We start from the raw sequence: 16,147 nt of genomic DNA, 5'->3' as shown, positions 1-16,147 counted from the left end.
CGGGTGTGGCCCGGCCCCTTTCGAGGAGGCCGTCCGGAAACGGCGGGCGCGACGGGGCGGGCGGCTCGGCAGCGCGTGCCTGCGCCGGTTTCTTTGAGTCGAGATTCAAACAATAGGTGAACCGGCCGTCAATGCTTTCGGCTGAAAGTTCTTGCGAAGACTGAGCCGGGTATCAGAGAATTGGCCACCATGGGGAAAGCCGGTAGACCACGCAACCAGACGGCACGCAGGCAGGCCCTCGTCTCCGCCGCGGGACGGGCCATCGCGGAGCGCGGGCTTGAGGGCCTGCGCATCAAGGACATCGCGGACGCGGCGGGCGTCTCCCAGGGCTCGGTCCTGTACTACTACCCCGAGCTCGACGACCTCGTACTGGAGGTGCACCGGGGCGCGGTCGAGAGCTACCTGTCCTCGCGGCAGCGGGCCTACGACGAGGCACCCGCCGATGATCCGGCGGCACGGCTGCGGGCCCTGCTGCACAGCGGTCTGCCGAGCATGACGGACGATCCGGTCCACGGGCTGCTGTACGAACTGCACCGGCGCGCCGGCCGCAGCCCGGGCCACGCCGAGCTGATGACCTCCCTCTTCGCCCGGGAGGTCGCTCTCTACACGACCGCCCTCGAGGTCGGCGCCGCGACGGGTGCGTTCTCCCTCGCCGCGCCCGCGCACGATCTGGCGCACGGGCTGGTGGCCATGGAGGACGGCTACGGTCTGCACATCGTCAGCCGCAACGCGGCTCTGCGGCCCGACAGGGCCCGTGAGCTGATTCTGGCCCATGCCAGGGCGGTGACGGGCTGCGCCGGTCTGTAGGGCTCGGCGGGCACCGCCCGGGTCCGTCCCCGGTGAGCGGCTGCCGGCTCAGGCCTCGGTGGACCGGGCGGCGGCGATCTCCCGCAGCAGGTCCATCACCGCTCGGGCGCGGGCGGTCTGGGTCACGCCCTCCAGGGAGGCGATCCTGACTTCGAGCGGGGAGGCGTCCCGGAGCTGGAGTTCCGCGATCTCGCCGCCGCCGTAGGTCTGACTGGTCGCCGGGCGCTGGTTGAGCACGGAGTAGCCGAGTCCCCGGGCCACCAGGGAGCGCACGGTCTCGTAGCTCTGGGTGCGGTAGCGGACGTCGGGCGCGGTGCCGGTGGCGGCCACCAGCGAGCGGAAGTAGTCGCGGCTGTGGGGAAGGTCCAGCAGGACGAGCGGTTCCGTGGACAGTTCGGCCAGCTCCACACTGCCCTGGCCGGCCAGCGGGTGATCGGCCGGGACGATGACATAGGCGGGGGCGCGGGCGATCGTCTCGCTGCGCAGGTCCGGCTCGGCGGACAGACCGAGGTGGTAGGTGAGGGCGAAGTCGATGCGTCCCGCCGCCAGGGCGTGGACGAGCTGGTCCGTCTCCGCCTCCAGCACGTCGATCTCGATGCCCGGATACCGTCTGGTGCACTCGCTGAACAGGTGGGGCAGGTAGTAGGGGGCCAGGGTCACGAAACATCCGACGGCCACCGGCCCGGAGATGGTCTCGCCCTCTCCCCGGGCCTCCCGCTCGACCTCGCGGGCGCGGGCCAGCAGATCCCGCGCCTGCTGCTGGAGCCTCTCCCCGGCGGGTGTGAGGGTCAGCCCCCGGCCCCGCCGGCGGATGAACAGCTGCGCCTGGAGGTCGCGCTCCAGGTTGTGGATGGCCGTGGACACGGCGGACTGCGCGATGTGCAGCTCCGCCGACGCCTCCGTCATCGAACCGCGTTCGGCGGCGACGAGGAAATAGCGGAGCTGGACGAGCGTGAAACCCACTGGTGCCGTCATACGTGACCCTTGCGCCGGCCGATCCGTGTCGCAGTCGACCTTATGCGGCACCGCCTAGCGCACCTCGGCGGCCGCCGCTTCGGGCACGTCCTCGGGCACGTTCTCGGGCACGTTCTCGGGCATGTCCTCGGGCATGTCCTCCGGGCGCAGCAGGGCGGAACCGGCGGTCTCCCGCAGGGACAGGGCGGCCACGAGACCGGCGACGGCGAACACCATCAGGTACGGGCCGGGCACCAGGGTGCTGCCGGTCACGGAGATGAGCACGGTCATCAGGTACGGCACGGTGCCGGCGAACAGCGCGGCGGTCACGTTGTAGGCGATGGACAGGCCGCTCTGACGCGTGCGGGTGGGGAAGGTCTCCGCCGACCACACCGCGTACGTGCCGAGGATGGCCGCCAGGATCACGCCGAGCAGCAGACCGGCGATCCAGGTCCCGGCGAGCCCGGTCCGCATCAGGAGGAAGGCCGGGGTGGAGACGACCAGCAGGGCCGCCGTCGCCCCGACGAACACCGGTTTGCGTCCCACCCGGTCGGACAGCAGGCCGAACAGCGGCACGAGCACCAGCCCCAGCAGCGAGATCACCGTGGACAGCAGTGCGGCGCTGTCGGCCGAGTGGCCCAAGTGGTCGGTCTCGTAGGTGACGAGGTAGGTCAGCACCGCGTAGAAGGGGACGTGCATGGCCGCCATCAGGCCTGCGGCCTGGAGCAGTTGCCGCTTGTGGGAGCGCATCAGCTCCCGCGCGGGGCTGCGTGGGACGGAGTCGTTGGCTTCGAGCATCCGGTACTCGGGGGTGTCCTCGATCTTGTTGCGGATGATGAAGCCGATGACGCCCAGCGGCGCGGAGACGAGGAAGGGGACGCGCCAGCCCCAGGAGGTCAGCTGGCCGTCGTCGAGTCCCGTGGACAGCAGCAGGAACGCGAACGAGCCGGCGAGAAAGCCCAGCAGGGAGCCGACCTCCAGCCAGCTCACCCCGAATCCGCGACGGCGCCGGGGCGCGCTCTCGGCGAGGAAGCTCGCCGCGCTGCCGAACTCGCCGCCCGCGGCGAAGCCCTGGATCAGCCGCAGGAGCACCAGGAGCACCGGGGCGGCGACCCCGATCGACGCGTAGCCGGGCAGCAGACCGATCGTCAGGGTCGCGCCGGACATCATGAAGATGACCAGCGACAGGGTGCGCTTGCGGCCGATCCGGTCGCCGAGCGGTCCGAACACCAGGGCACCGACCGGCCGGATGCCGAACGACACGGCGAACACGCCGAACACGGCGAGCAGCCCGGTCGTGCTGTTCTCGGCCGGGAAGAACACGGTCGCGACGGTACCGGCGAGATAGGCGTAGGCAGCCCAGTCGAACCAGTGCACGAACACGCCGACGGCTCCCGCGGCGACGCTCCTGCGCAGTGCGACCGCGTCGGTGGCCACCACGGCTTCGGTCGTCGTGGCGCCGCTGTTACAGGTGCGCATACGCGCCTCCTTGTGGGGATGGGTGACGAGCCGGGAGTAGTGCGGGTGCCCGTGCCCTCAGAGCGCGGGCAGGCCGGTGAGGGAGGCGGGGCTGGTGAGTTCGCGCAGTTCCGCCTCGGTCAGCAGCTCGCGCTCGCGTACGAGGTCGAGTGCGGGTCTGCCGGTGTGGTGCGCCTCGAGCGCGAGGGCGCAGGCGGTCTCGTAGCCGAGTGCGGGGCTGAGCGCGGTGACCAGTCCGGTGGAGGCCGCGACTGTCTCCGCGAGCCGGTTCCGGTTGGCGGTGATGCCCCGTACGCAGTGTTCGGTGAGGACTCCGATGCCCGCCGTAAGGTGGTCGAGGCCGGCGCTCAGGCTCCGGTGGATGACCGGTTCGAAGGCGTTGAGCTGGAGCTGCCCGCCCTCGGCGGCGAGGGTGACGGTCACGTCGTTGCCGATGACCTCGAACGCGATCTGGTTGACCGCCTCGGGGATCACCGGATTGACCTTGCCGGGCATGATGGACGATCCGGCCTGCCGTGCGGGGAGGTTGATCTCGCCGAACCCGGCCTGCGGTCCGGAGGACAGCAGACGCAGGTCGTTGCAGATCTTGGACAGTTTCACGGCGATGCGCTTGAGCACGCCGGACAGCTGGACGAAGACACCGACGTCCTGGGTGGCCTCGATGAGGTCGGGCGAGGACACGAGCGTCGGGATACCCGTCAGCCGGCGCAGATGCTCCATCGCGCGCTCCCGGTAGCCCGGGCGGGCGTTGAGCCCGGTCCCGATCGCCGTGCCGCCGAGGTTGAGTTCGTGCAGCAGCAACCTGGCCTCGGCGAGCCGCAGTTCGTCCTCGGCGAGGGTGGCGGCGAACGCCCCGAACTCCTGGCCCAGCGTCATGGGTACGGCGTCCTGGAGCTGGGTGCGGCCCATCTTCAGTACGTCGGCGAACTCGGCGGCCTTGGTCTCGAAGGCCTCGCGCAGGCCGGCCAGGGCGGCGAGCAGTTCGGCGATGTGCGCGTCCAGCGCCAGCTTCACCGCGGTCGGATAGACGTCGTTGGTGCTCTGCCCGAGGTTGACGTGGTCGAGGGGGTGCAGGACCGCGTACTCCCCGCGGGAGCGTCCGAGCAGTTCCAGTGCGCGGTTGGCGATCACCTCGTTGGCGTTCATGTTGGTCGACGTGCCCGCGCCGCCCTGGATGAGGTCGACCACGAACTGGTCCCGCAGCGCGCCGTCACCGATCTCGGCGCAGGCGTCCGTGATCGCCGACGCGAGTGCGCCGTCCAGCGCGCCGACCTCGGCGTTGGCGCGGGCCGCGGCGTGCTTCACCGCCGCCAGGGCGCGGATCAGGTGCGGCCGGGCGGCAAGGGTCTCCCCGGTGAGGGGGAAGTTGGCCACCGCTCGGACGGTCTGCGCGCCGTAGTAGGCGTCCGCCGGCACGTCGACGTCGCCGAGCATGTCGTGCTCCGTCCGGTACCGGGTGGCCGCCGCGCCGGTGTGCCGGGGGCCTGGGGTCGGGGGCATCGGTGTCCTCCGGGTCGTCGGGGATCGAGGGGGCCGGTGAACGGCACGCCGGGCGTCGCGGGAAGGCGGTCCGGGGCGAGCGGGCCGAGCGGCCGGCGGGCGAAGGCCACCGCGCCGGCCGCCACGCCGAGGGTGTCGGCGCGGCGCCGAATGGCCGCGGGCAGCCGCCGGCGGCCATGGTGGACCCCGTCGGACCGTCCGAGGATGACCACTGCCGGACCGGCCCCGGGCAGAGCGTCTCCCGGGTGCTTCCACGGCGCGCGAGCCGGCCGCGCGGCCATGGCGTCGGCCGCCCACGTCACGCCGCCGCTCCCCCGGTCGGGACGCTTCGGTCCACGCCGGTCCAGGCCAGTGCGATCGCCCCGTCGAGCAGGGCCCGCCGCGCCGCCGCGCCCACGCAGTACGCGGCGAACTCGTGCTGGTGGTTGGTGGCGGGCAGGGATCCGATGCCGATGTAGGGGTGAATGGCCGGCACCACCTGCGAGACGTTGCCCATGTCGGTGGAGGCGCGGTTCATCCGCGCGGCCTGGCCGGGCGGCGCGAACTCCCGGCCCAGGGCGAGGGCGTTCGCACGGTAGTGCCCGAGGGCGGTGTCGTCCGTACGGAACTCCGCGTACGGCTTGCTCTCCGGCTCGATCTCCAGCTCGCAGCCGGTGGCGAGGGCACCGGCCTCGAAGGCCCGCATGACCCGCGGCTCCAGCTCGGCCAGTTCGGCGAGTGTCTCCGCCCTTACGTACCAACGGCCGTTCGACCGCTCCGGGATGGCGTTCGGGGCGTCCCCGGCGTGGGTCACCACACCGTGCACCCTGGCCGAGGCCGGCAGTTGCTGGCGCAGCAGACCGATCGCGACCTGGGCCACGGTGAAGGCGTCGGCCGCGTTGACCCCGGCCTCCGGATAGGCCGCGGCGTGCGCGGACTTCCCGGTGTAGGAGATCCTGGAGTGGCTGACCGCGAACGGGCGGGCCTCGGCGACGTCGACCGGCGCGGGGTGCACCATCATCGCGAGGTCCACTCCGGCGAAGGCGCCCCGGTCGAGCATCTCGATCTTGCCGCCGCCGCCTTCCTCGGCCGGGGTGCCGTAGACCTCGACGGTGAGGCCGGCGTCGTCGGCGACGGCTGCCAGGCCGAGCGCGGCCCCCACCGAACTCGCGGCGATGAGGTTGTGCCCGCAGGCGTGGCCGAGGCCCGGCAGCGCGTCGTACTCGGCGCACAGCGCGATCCGGACGGGCCCGCTGCCGAACCGGGCGAGGAACGCCGTCTCCAGACCCAGGTAGGACGAGGTGACGTCGAATCCGGCGCGGTCCAGCAGTTCCGGTACGGCGGCGGCGGCCCGGTGTTCCTCCCAGGCGGTCTCCGGGTCGGCGTGCAGCCGCTCGGAGAGGCCGATCAGCTCCTCGGCCCGGCGGTCGACCGCCTGCCGGGCCGCCTCCTTCAGCGCGCCCGTCACAGGTCGCCCGGGACGCCGTAGGAAGGAGCGGCGGCGGGGTCGAGTCCGCGCCGCACGTAGTCGTCCCGCTGCGGCAGCCAGACGTCGAGGAGTTCGCCGAGCCGGTCCACGGGATCCTCCGCCCAGTCCACCCGCAGGTCGGTCACCCGCCAGTCCACGTCCGCGACGACCGCCAGGCCCGCGGAGTACACCGGCCCCTCCTCGCCGCCGGCCGCGACGGCGGCCTTCAGGGCGGTGAGCAGACGCTCCTCGAGCTCCCCGGTGGCCGTGGCGTAGGCGTCGAGGAGAACGCCGGGGATGTGCGCGCCGGACAGCATGTTGCCGGCCGCCACCGCGCCGTCCGCGGTGGCCGAGGCGTGCTTGCCGAGGGTCCGCGAGCCACTGTGGGCGAACCCGGCACCGGAGCGGCCCAGCACGGTCAACTGCCGGTACTCGATGGACTTCGCGTTCCGCGCCGCGCCGGTGACGTCGGCCAGGGCGCGCTCCGCGTCGCCGTGGTCGGCGAGCCCGTCCAGCAGGCTCGTGCCGAGCGTGGGGTCGGTGACGTTCTGCGAGGCCGCCGCGCCGACCCCGGGCCGCAGATGGACGACCCGGGCGGCGACCGCCGGACTCGACGAGCTGGCCACGATGCCGAACCGCTCACCGTCGCGTACCACCAGGGAGAAGGTCATGCCCGCGCCTCCTCGGGGATCACGGCGACCGCGTCGATCTCGCACAGCCACTCCGGGCGGGCCAGGGCGGAGACCACCAGGCCGGTGGAGATGGGGTGCACGCCCTTGGTCCAGCGGCCCACGGTGCGGTACACCGCCTCGCGGTAGCGCGGGTCGATCAGGTAGATGGTCAGCTTGACCAGATGCTCCATCCGGCTGCCCGCTTCTTCGAGCAGCATCTTGATGTTGGCCATCGCCTGCTCGGCCTGGGCCTCGGCGTCACCGATGCCCACGGACTCGCTGGTGTCGAGGTTCTGGCCGATCTGGCCCCGGACGTACACCGTGTCGCCGGCGACGACGGCCTGGCAGAGGTCGTTGTCGAGGTTCTGCTCGGGATAGGTGTCGCGCGTGTTGAACGGCCGGATCCGGGTGTGCCCGCCGGCGACGATCGGGGCCCGTGCCTGGCTGCCCTCGCTCGTGGAGGTCATCGTCTGCTCCTCAGTTCGTCAGGGTCGCCGGCGTGGCGCCGGGCCGGTCGGTGGTGCCGTACGCGAGGTAGCCGCGCTGGGTCGTGATGTGGTCGGCGACATATCTGGCGTCGTGCCACACACCCCAGATGAAGCTCGACCCGCGGCGGGACAGCCAGGGCAGGCCCAGGAAGTAGACGCCGGGCTCGCAGGACACTCCTCGCCGCTGGTCCGGCCGGCCGTTCTCGTCGAACGCGTCGACCTCGAGCCAGCCGTAGTCGGTGGCGAAGCCCGTCGCCCAGACGATCGAGGTGACGCCGGCCCCGGCCAGGTCGAGTTCCAGAAGGGGACTGGTGACGCAGTCCGGGTCCGGCCCGAGGACGTGGGCCTCCGGCTCCTCGGGGAGGTCGAGCCCGTTGCGCTCGACGTACGCGTCGGCCGCCCGCAGGAACGCGAGGTACTTGTCGTCGCCGAGCGCGATGTTCGCGGCGAGATCCGGCGCGAAGCGCAGCACGCCGTCGTCGTAGGACGCGGTCAGGCCGACGAGCTCGATTCCGGTGCCGGCCAGGGCGCGGAAGTCCACGGTGTGGCCGCCGCGGGCGCCGCTGACGGCGATGGTGACGTGTTCGGCACCCCGGGGAGGGGTCTGCGCGTCCCAGATCCCGAGCACACCGAGCCACCAGCAGAAGTCACGTCCGCGGTACTCGCGGGGAGGACGGTCGTGCGGACCGACGGAGAGGAAGACCCGGCGACCGGACCGGCGCAGTTCGTCGGCGATCTGGACCCCCGAGGAGCCGGCCCCGACCACGAGGACCGCACCCTCGGGCAGTTGCTCCGGATTGCGGTACCCGCTGGAGTGGATCTGCGCGGGGACGGCGCCGTCCGGGACGATGGGCGGGATCACGGGCCGCTGGAACGGTCCGGTCGCGGCCACGACGAAGCGCGTGTCGATGGAGCCCTCCGACGTTTCGACCCGGAAGCCGGGCCGGCCGGCGTGCTTGCGCACCGAGGTCACCTCGACACCGCACCGGATCGGGGCACCGATCTTCTCGGCGTACGTGACGAAGTAGTCCGCGACCTGCTCCTTCGAGGCGAAGGCGTCGGGGCCGACGTCGGAGAACTCCAGCCCCGGGAACCGGTCGTGCCACGCGGGCCCGTTGGCGACCAGGGAGTCCCACCGCTCGGAACGCCACCGCTCGGCGATCCGGTGCCGCTCCAGGACGACGTGCGGTACGCCGTGGGCTCCCAGGTGCTCGCTCATCGCGACGCCCGCCTGGCCCGCCCCGACCACGACTACTTCGGTCTCTTCACTCGGCATTTCAGCCTCCACTCAGGCGGTAGTCCATCCCGGTGTCGCGTTGACTGTGCTACCGCACGAGACATCCTGGGACGCCCCCGGAAAACTGTCGAACAGATGTTTCCGGTTTGAGTGATCTGATTTTTGGATTCGGACGCCAGTGGTGGCCGGCCCCCGCGAGCGCTGCGCCGACGCAGGTGCATCAAGGGGCGTGACGCTGGGCGTGTCGGGCGAGGCGGATGGTTACCTTGGGGGGCGGCGCCGGTGATCCGTTGCCGCGTCCGCCCACACGGAAGGGAACTCCTCGATGGTCGAAGAGCCGGTCTTGGTACTTGCGGCAACCGGAGGACAGGGCAGGGCTGTTGTCGACGCCCTGCTGGGCCGCCGGGCCCGGGTCCGCGCGCTGGTGCGCGACCCCGCGCGGACAGCGGCGCGGGAACTGGCCGACCGGGGTGTCGAAGTGATGGCGGGATCCTTGAACGATCGCGGGTCGCTCGCCGCCGCGATGAGCGGGGTGGCGGGCGTCTTCGCGTTCACCACCCCCTTCGAGGCCGGCGTCGAGGCGGAGGTGGACCAGGGACGGGCCATCCTGGCTGCCGCCGGGGAGGCGGGCGTGCCGCATCTCGTGTTCAGCTCGGTCGCCGGTGCCGACCAGGAAAGCGGGGTGCCGCACTTCGAGAGCAAGGCACGCATCGAAGCCGAACTGGCCGCCGGCGACGTGCCTCATACGATCCTGGGGCCGACGTATTTCTTCGACAACGCTCTCGGCGGAGTGGAGCGCGTCCTCAGCGGCGTTCTCGACCTGCCGCTGCCGTCCGACCGGCCGTTGCAGCAGCTTGCCCGCCCCGACCTCGGAGCGTTCGCGGCGGAAGTGCTGCTCGACCCCGCCCGCTACGCCGGGCAGCGCATCGAGCTGGCAAGCGACGCGCCCACGCCCACGCAGATGGCGGCCGCGCTCGGCGCGGCACTGGGACGGGAGGTCCGCCATGAGCAAGTGCCTTTGACGGCGGTCGCCAACCCGGACATGCACGCGATGTGGACGTTCCTGAACGGACCCGGCTACCGCGTCGACATCCCCGCACTCCACGCCGCTCACCCGGAGGTCCCCTGGAGCGGCTTCGCCGACTGGGCGCAGGGCACGTTCGCGAGGGCCCGCTGAAGCGTCCCGTTTGCTGATCCAGCCGCGTCAGGTCTTGCGGAGCGTGGCCATCAGGCCGTGACCGGCGAGGACCGCCGGAAAGCCGCGAACACTTCGTGACCGCATGAACGTTCAGGGAGACAGCCGCCCGCGGAGAGGGCAGTCCGGCTGGCGCCCGGGCCGAGGCCTCACGAAAGCCGGACCCGCCAGGCCAGTACGCCACCGGAGACGCCGGGCCGCAGGCGCACGCGCAGGCGCAGGGCGGTGACGGTCACCGGCTCGTAGGACACGTGGTTGAACGTGTCGGTGGCCGTGCCGTACGCCGAGGCGCCGCTCACCGGCTGCCAGACACCCGCGGGTGACCGGTACTCCAGCTGCCAGGACTGCGGTACCCGGCAGGCGCCGTGGCCGGTGTCGTCGTACCAGTACACCGACACCCCGCTCGTGCGGACCGGCTCGGCGTACTCGTACCGCACCCACTCCTCCGTGCCGGTCCGGTCCCACCAGGTGAAGCGGGGTATGGACTGGTCGAAGGAGTCCACGGGCCCGGCCGTGGCGTTGATGATCAGGGCCTGGGGGCTGTCCACGCCGCTGAAGGACGCGGTGCAGGCGACCCATTCGCTCGCCCGCCGCCCCGATCCCGCCGTGGGAAAGGCGGTGACACGCAGCCGCGCGGCGGCGGACGGGATCAGCGTGATGTGCTCGACCGGCTCGGTGGTGCGCACGGGGCTCTGCTGGAGCGGCGCCGCCACGTCCTGGTCGTCGGCCTGCCAGGCGGGGACACGGCGCGCCTTGGCCTTCATACGGACGGGGGTGCCGGTGTGCGTGAACGGGTTGGCGGCGTGGGCGCGGGTGCGCTCCAGGGTGAAGGAGCGGGCGGGGTCCTTCTCGTCCAGTACCAGGGCGTAGTTCCACGGCGAGGCCGGACGCACCTCGTACTCGGGCCAGTCCGCGGTGCCGGCGAACCGCGTCCACTCCTCCTCGATCCGGAGGGAGTAGGTCAGCGGACCGTGGTCGACGGAGACCGAGTCGCGGTTCGCGCCCCAGGTGCGCACGGTGGTGCGCATGGGCAGGCGCAGTTCCACGGTGTCGCGGTGCCGCCAGGGGCGGTCAAGGACCAGGTACCCGCCGCTGCCGCGGGCCTGCGCGGGGCGGTCGTTCACCAGCACCGAGGGGGCCTGGCACCAGCCCGGCACGCGCAGGTAGAGCGGGAAGCGCACCGTCCGGGGTGTGGACAGGGTGAAGGTGACGGTCTCGCCGAACGGGTAGTCGGTGCGTTCGGCGATGGTGACCGTGGTGCCGTCGGCGACGTCGGCGCGCACCGAGGACTCCGCGTACAGCGAAGCGCACAGGCCGCCGTCGGCGCTGGCCAGCCAGAGTTCCTCGGCGTAGTAGGGCCAGCCCATGCCGTAGTTGTGCGGGCAGCAGCGGTACTGGTGGATGCCGGGCATGTACGCCTGCATGGCGAAGCGGTTGTCGAACTGGCCATGTGACTTGGGGACGTTGTCGAGCTGGATGCCGTTGGCGGAGGTCGCGTAATGGATGCCCTGCTGCAGCGGGTCGAGCGCGGCCGGCAGCATGTTCAGCGCCAGCTCCTCGCAGCGGTCGGCCCACACCGCGTCGCCGGTGATGCGGGTGAGCAGCTGATGGCTGTGCATGAACTCGACGATGCCGCAGGTCTCGAAGCCCTGGCGGGGATCGTGGTAGCCGCTGCGGGCGTTCTCGTCCCCGGCGAAGCCGCCGCCGGGGAACTGCCCGTACCGGCGCATCACGGTGTCGTAGACGCGGTAGGTGGCGTCGCGGAAGGACGGGCCGCCTGCCAGAACGCCGTACTGGGCCGGTTCGCGGAACCCCTGGGCCAGGTTGACGTTGTGCCAGGTGGGTATCGCGGTGGTGTAGTCGGCGCTGTTGGCGTGGATCTTGTGCACCAGGTCCAGCAGCCAGGAGTCGCCGGTGCGGTTGTACAGCCAGTAGGCCGTGTCGATGGTGTCGCCGCAGCGGGCGGAGCCCCAGCCCCGTCCGAACAGTGCGGCCGGCTGCGTGTCGAGGTACTTCAGCCACCCTCGCAGCGCCGGGACGACCCGGTCGTCGCCGCTGTACTCGTGCCAGGTGCGCAGCGCGTCCAGCACCGGCATGTACGGCCAGAAGTCCGGGCCGCCGTTGAGCGCCGTGCGCAGTGCGGACGGGCCGAAGAAGCCGTCCGGCTGCCGGGTGGCCAGGATGCGGTCGATCCAGGCGCGGGTCAGCTCCAGGGTCCTGGCGTCGCCGGTGACGTAGCCGAGGTCGCCGAAGCCGCGCAGCCAGTAAGGCAGTTCCTCCCAGCCGTCCCTGTCGGGCACGGCCCAGCCGCTGGTGGCCGGGGACAGGTACTCGGAGATCTCCGGCAGGCGCCCGTTGAGGCCGTTGAGCTGGAGGTCGAGCTGTTCGCGCAGCCAGCCCTTGGGGGTGACGCTGCCCGGGGGAAGCCGCAGAAAGGGCTCCTGTCGCAACGGGGCCCGGTTGACCGGGTAGCGGCTGAGGGCACGGACGGGGCCGACCAGGCGCACCGGCGGCCGGGGCGCGGCTGCCTGCGCGGGCAGACCCGCCGTTCCGGCCAGCGCGGCGCCACCGACGACGGCCAGTGAGCGGTTGAGGAACGCGCGACGTTCCATGCGGACGTCCTTCCTTGACTGTCAAAGGTGGGACAGGGCGGTGGGACGACGAGGAGACCAAGGAGGCCGCCGGCAGGCGGCGGTCGTGGTGGCGGGTGACGGCCGCGCGTGCGGACCGGTCGGCGGCGCTGTGCGGACGCGGCGCCAGCGCGCCTTATAACGTTGGAGAGACTGCCGCCGACAGGAATGACAGCATGTGCGAGCAGTCGTGTCCAGACCTTGAACGGCCCGTGCTCGCCGCTGACTTGGAGGTCTTCCAGTCGCGGCCGTGCCGGTTCGCATCGGTTGGGGTTCGGGGTCTGGACAGGGTTGTGAGGGCCCTGCTTTCATGCTCCCGCGCCGACTTTTCCAACGTTATACAAGACGCTTCCGCTGCGCTTCCCGCTGTGCCGCGCGGCGCGAGCGTCTCCTTCGGCGCAGGTTCAGGCGTGGACAATTTCCGTTACGGAAAGGGTGAGCATGAGCCCAGGCAGACTCCGAATACCCTTCCTCGGCCGACTCGCTGCGTTGCTGCCACTGCTGCTGGGAGCCGCGTTGCTGGTCCCGGCCCAGGTGAGTGCCGCACCCGCTGCGGCGTCCCCTCCCTCCGCCGAGGCCGCCGATCTCGGCCTGCGAGGTGACTACTACCGGATGTCCAGCACCACGGCGCTGGACTTCGCGTCGTACACCGGCACCCGGATCGACAACTCCCTCTACGTCGACGACCTGCTGCCCACGCTGCGCGCCTACGCCGGGACCACGGACAACGTCGCGGTGCGCTGGACGGGCCGGCTCCAGGTGCCCGCGGACGGCGTCTACACCTTCTACATCAAGGGCGACAACGGTTTCCGGATGTCCCTCGACGGGGCCGGCGTGATCGACCACTGGACCACCGACTGGGACGTCCAGACCACCTCCGAGGCGATCACCCTGACGGCCGGTCCGCACGACCTCGCGGTCGACTACAACCAGGGCAACGGCGGCGCCTACCTGCACACCGAGTGGTCGGGGCCGGGCTTCTCCCGGCAGCCGATCCCCGACTCGGCGCTGCGCCTGCCGGCCGGCTTCTCCCCCGCCGACGCCAAGGGCACCGTCGCCACGACCGGACGGACCGCCACGATCGAACTGCCCTCCGCCGTGAAGGCCGTTCCGGCCGACGCGGCCAAGCATCTCGCGGTGGTCTCCGGAGGCACCCTCTGGTCCCCCACCGTGGCCAGGGACCCCAAGAACGCCTCCAGGCTCCTGGTCACCCCGGGCAAGGACGACACTCCTGTCTCCCTCAACGCCGACGTGCGGATCAGCTACGACGGCAAGGGCGGCATCACCACCGCCGACGGCGGACTCGGGCCCTTCTCCGTGGTGGCGCAGAACAACTCCACCTGGTACTTCGCCACCAAGTGGGCCAAGGACGTCTCCACCGACAACGCCCTGCCCGAGTACCCGCGGCCGCAGCTGACCCGCAAGAACTGGCAGAACCTCAACGGCACCTGGCAGTTCCAGGCCACCGAGCAGGACGCCGCGCTGCCCACCGGCAAGCTCACCGGGAAGATCCTGGTGCCGTATCCGATGGAGTCGGCCCTGTCCGGCGTCGCCGAACACCACGACTGGTCGCTGTACCAGCGCACCTTCACCGTGCCGAACGGCTGGAAGGTGGGATCGGGCAACCGGCTGCGGCTGAACTTCGGCGCGGTGGACCACGAAGCCTGGGTCTACGTCAACGGCAGGCAGGTCGCCCACCACCTGGGCGGCTACGAGGAGTTCGGCGCCGACGTCACCGACGCGCTCTCCGGACGCGGGCAGCAGACCCTGCTGGTGAAGGTCAAGGACACCACGAACGACAAGTACGCGCTCGGCAAGCAGTCCACCGACCCGAGCGGCATCTGGTACACCCCGACCTCAGGCATCTGGCAGACCGTCTGGATGGAGCCCGTCGCCGCGGCGAGCGTCGACTCGCTGGTGCTCACCCCGGACCTGGCGGACAACTCGCTCTCCGTCACCGTGCGCCCCGCCGCCGGGACCGCCCCGACGGCGAAGGTCACCGCCACCGCCTACGCCGGCAACAAGGCCGTGGGATCGGTCACCGGCCGGCCCGGTACCGCCCTGCGCATCCCGATCAGCAAGCCGCACCTGTGGAGCCCGGACGACCCGTACCTGTACAACCTCAAGGTGACCCTGGACGGCGGACGTGCCGGAAAGGACGAGGTCGGCTCCTACTTCGGCATGCGGTCGATCGAGGTCGCCCCGGTCGGCGGCGTCAACAAGATCGTGCTCAACGGGAAACCCACCTTCGTGATGGCCACCCTGGACCAGGGGTTCTGGCCGGACGGCCTGTACACCGCGCCGACCGACGAGGCCCTGAAGTACGACCTGGTGGAGCACAAGAAGCTCGGCTTCAACGCGGTGCGCAAGCACATCAAGGTGGAGCCGGCCCGCTGGTACTACTGGGCCGACCGGCTCGGTCTGATGGTGTGGCAGGACATGCCGAGCCGTATGACGGCGGCGGCGGGCACACCGGAGACCCAGACCTTCGTCGACCAGGTGCACACGATCGTCGACCAGCACATCAGCAGCCCGTCGATCGTCATGTGGACCATGATGAACGAGGGCTGGGGCGAATGGAGCAAGGCCGCCACCGGTGAGCTCGCGGACGCGGTCAAGAAGCAGGACCCGTCCCGTCTCGTGGATGCCCACTCCGGAGTCAACTGCTGTGCCTCCAAGGGTGATTCAGGTCGAGGTGACATCATCGACTTCCACGACTACCACGGCCCGGCGAACCCCGCCCCCGACGCCACCCGGGCGTCCGTCGACGGGGAGCACGGCGGCTACTCGTACGTCGTTCCGGGTCACATCCTGGGGACCGCCGGCGGTCAGGACTACGGTGACGCCGCCACCAGCACCGAGGAGCTGACCAAGGCATACGTGGAGAACACCAGGAAGCTGATCCAGCGCGCCTCCTGCGGGCTCTCCGGCTCGGTCTACACCCAGGTCACGGACGTGGAGGGCGAGCTCAACGGCCTGCTCACCTACGACCGCAAGGTGGTCAAGGTGCTCCCCGGCCCGGTGCGGGAGATCAACCAGCAGGTCATCGCGGCGGGCTCCGCCGCGGGCGGGGTGAACGTCCCGCCGGGCACCCCGGGACCGGCCGGAGTGTCCTGGTGGCCGCTGCACCAGCAGACCGGCACGGTGGCCACGGACGTCGCCGGCGGACACGACGGCACCCTCAAGGGCGGCGCGACCTGGACCTCCGGGCCGAACGGCGGCGCGCTGCAACTGGACGGCACGACCGGTTACGTCGACGCCGGCGCGCCCGTCCTGGACACCGAGAAGGGCGACTACTCGGTGGCCGCCTGGGTCCGGCTGGACGACAAGGGCCACTTCAGCACCGCGGTGTCCGTCGACGGCGACAAGAGCAGCGTCTTCTACCTCCAGTACTCACAGGCCGACAAGCGGTTCGCGTTCAGCTTCTCCGGCGCTCGGGCGCTTGCGAACAGCATCGGTGAGCCGCAGGCCGGCAAGTGGTACCACCTGGTCGGCAGCTACAGCCACCGGGACGGGGCGCTGCGGATCTACGTGGACGGCACCGAGGCGGGCTCCACCCGCGCCTGCAACGGGGAGGTGCCCACCGGAAACCTGGTGATCGGCCGCGGCAAGTACAACGGCGGCCCGGTCGACCACTGGACCGGTGCGATCGCCGACGTCCACGCCTACGACCGTGCCCTGAGCGGGGCCGAGGTGGCCTCGCTGGCAGCCCACGAACCCGCCACACCCAGGCGGTGAC

Annotated in this window: 11 protein-coding genes; 3 read left to right on the top strand and 8 right to left on the bottom strand. The window is 71.3% G+C overall.

Annotated features, from left to right (window positions below; all coding sequences use genetic code 11):
• Positions 1-189 precede the first annotated feature (189 nt).
• Positions 190-807 (top strand): TetR/AcrR family transcriptional regulator, encoded by a 618-nt coding sequence (locus ACFY3J_RS33145; protein ID WP_384185531.1) that lies wholly within the window; start codon positions 190-192, stop codon positions 805-807.
• A gap of 48 nt (positions 808-855) precedes the next feature.
• Here the strand turns inward: ACFY3J_RS33145 and ACFY3J_RS33140 are convergent, their stop codons facing one another.
• The 7 genes from ACFY3J_RS33140 to ACFY3J_RS33110 all read right to left on the bottom strand — a co-directional run bounded on the left by ACFY3J_RS33140 (position 856) and on the right by ACFY3J_RS33110 (position 8,622).
• Entirely contained in the window at positions 856-1,782 is a 927-nt protein-coding gene (locus ACFY3J_RS33140) for a LysR family transcriptional regulator (RefSeq protein WP_384185534.1), read from the bottom strand.
• Between the two features lie 54 nt (positions 1,783-1,836).
• Entirely contained in the window at positions 1,837-3,240 is a 1,404-nt protein-coding gene (locus tag ACFY3J_RS33135) for an MFS transporter (protein WP_390842378.1), read from the bottom strand.
• A 57-nt stretch (positions 3,241-3,297) separates the two neighbouring features.
• Positions 3,298-4,740 (bottom strand): aspartate ammonia-lyase, encoded by a 1,443-nt coding sequence (locus ACFY3J_RS33130; RefSeq protein WP_390842377.1) that lies wholly within the window; start codon positions 4,738-4,740, stop codon positions 3,298-3,300.
• A 298-nt stretch (positions 4,741-5,038) separates the two neighbouring features.
• Entirely contained in the window at positions 5,039-6,187 is a 1,149-nt protein-coding gene (locus tag ACFY3J_RS33125; protein ID WP_390842376.1) for a M20 family metallopeptidase, read from the bottom strand.
• Positions 6,184-6,858, bottom strand: coding sequence for a DUF1028 domain-containing protein (locus ACFY3J_RS33120; RefSeq protein WP_384185546.1), 675 nt, complete (start codon positions 6,856-6,858; stop codon positions 6,184-6,186). The genes ACFY3J_RS33125 and ACFY3J_RS33120 overlap by 4 nt, the downstream gene beginning before the upstream one ends.
• Positions 6,855-7,325 (bottom strand): RidA family protein, encoded by a 471-nt coding sequence (locus tag ACFY3J_RS33115; RefSeq protein ID WP_384185549.1) that lies wholly within the window; start codon positions 7,323-7,325, stop codon positions 6,855-6,857. The genes ACFY3J_RS33120 and ACFY3J_RS33115 overlap by 4 nt, the downstream gene beginning before the upstream one ends.
• A gap of 10 nt (positions 7,326-7,335) precedes the next feature.
• Positions 7,336-8,622: a flavin-containing monooxygenase gene (locus ACFY3J_RS33110; RefSeq protein WP_390842375.1), complete on the bottom strand. Its 1,287-nt coding sequence runs from the start codon at positions 8,620-8,622 to the stop codon at positions 7,336-7,338.
• Between the two features lie 286 nt (positions 8,623-8,908).
• Here ACFY3J_RS33110 and ACFY3J_RS33105 point away from each other — a divergent pair, with 286 nt between their 5' ends.
• Positions 8,909-9,760 (top strand): NmrA/HSCARG family protein, encoded by an 852-nt coding sequence (locus tag ACFY3J_RS33105; protein ID WP_390842374.1) that lies wholly within the window; start codon positions 8,909-8,911, stop codon positions 9,758-9,760.
• Between the two features lie 167 nt (positions 9,761-9,927).
• Here ACFY3J_RS33105 and ACFY3J_RS33100 read toward each other — a convergent pair whose 3' ends face one another.
• The gene (locus ACFY3J_RS33100) at positions 9,928-12,390 is read right to left on the bottom strand and encodes a beta-L-arabinofuranosidase domain-containing protein (RefSeq protein WP_390842373.1); all 2,463 of its coding nucleotides are present in this window, start codon (positions 12,388-12,390) and stop codon (positions 9,928-9,930) included.
• A gap of 459 nt (positions 12,391-12,849) precedes the next feature.
• On the opposite strand from ACFY3J_RS33100, the gene ACFY3J_RS33095 reads away from it, so the two are divergent.
• Complete coding sequence (locus ACFY3J_RS33095) at positions 12,850-16,146, top strand: LamG-like jellyroll fold domain-containing protein (RefSeq protein ID WP_390842372.1); 3,297 nt, start codon at positions 12,850-12,852, stop codon at positions 16,144-16,146.
• Position 16,147 lies beyond the last annotated feature (1 nt).

The sequence above is a fragment of the Streptomyces sp. NPDC001231 genome (assembly GCF_042896885.1).
In the GTDB taxonomy this organism is placed as follows: Bacteria; Actinomycetota; Actinomycetes; order Streptomycetales; family Streptomycetaceae; genus Streptomyces.
This window is presented reverse-complemented; position numbering and strand designations above follow the sequence as displayed.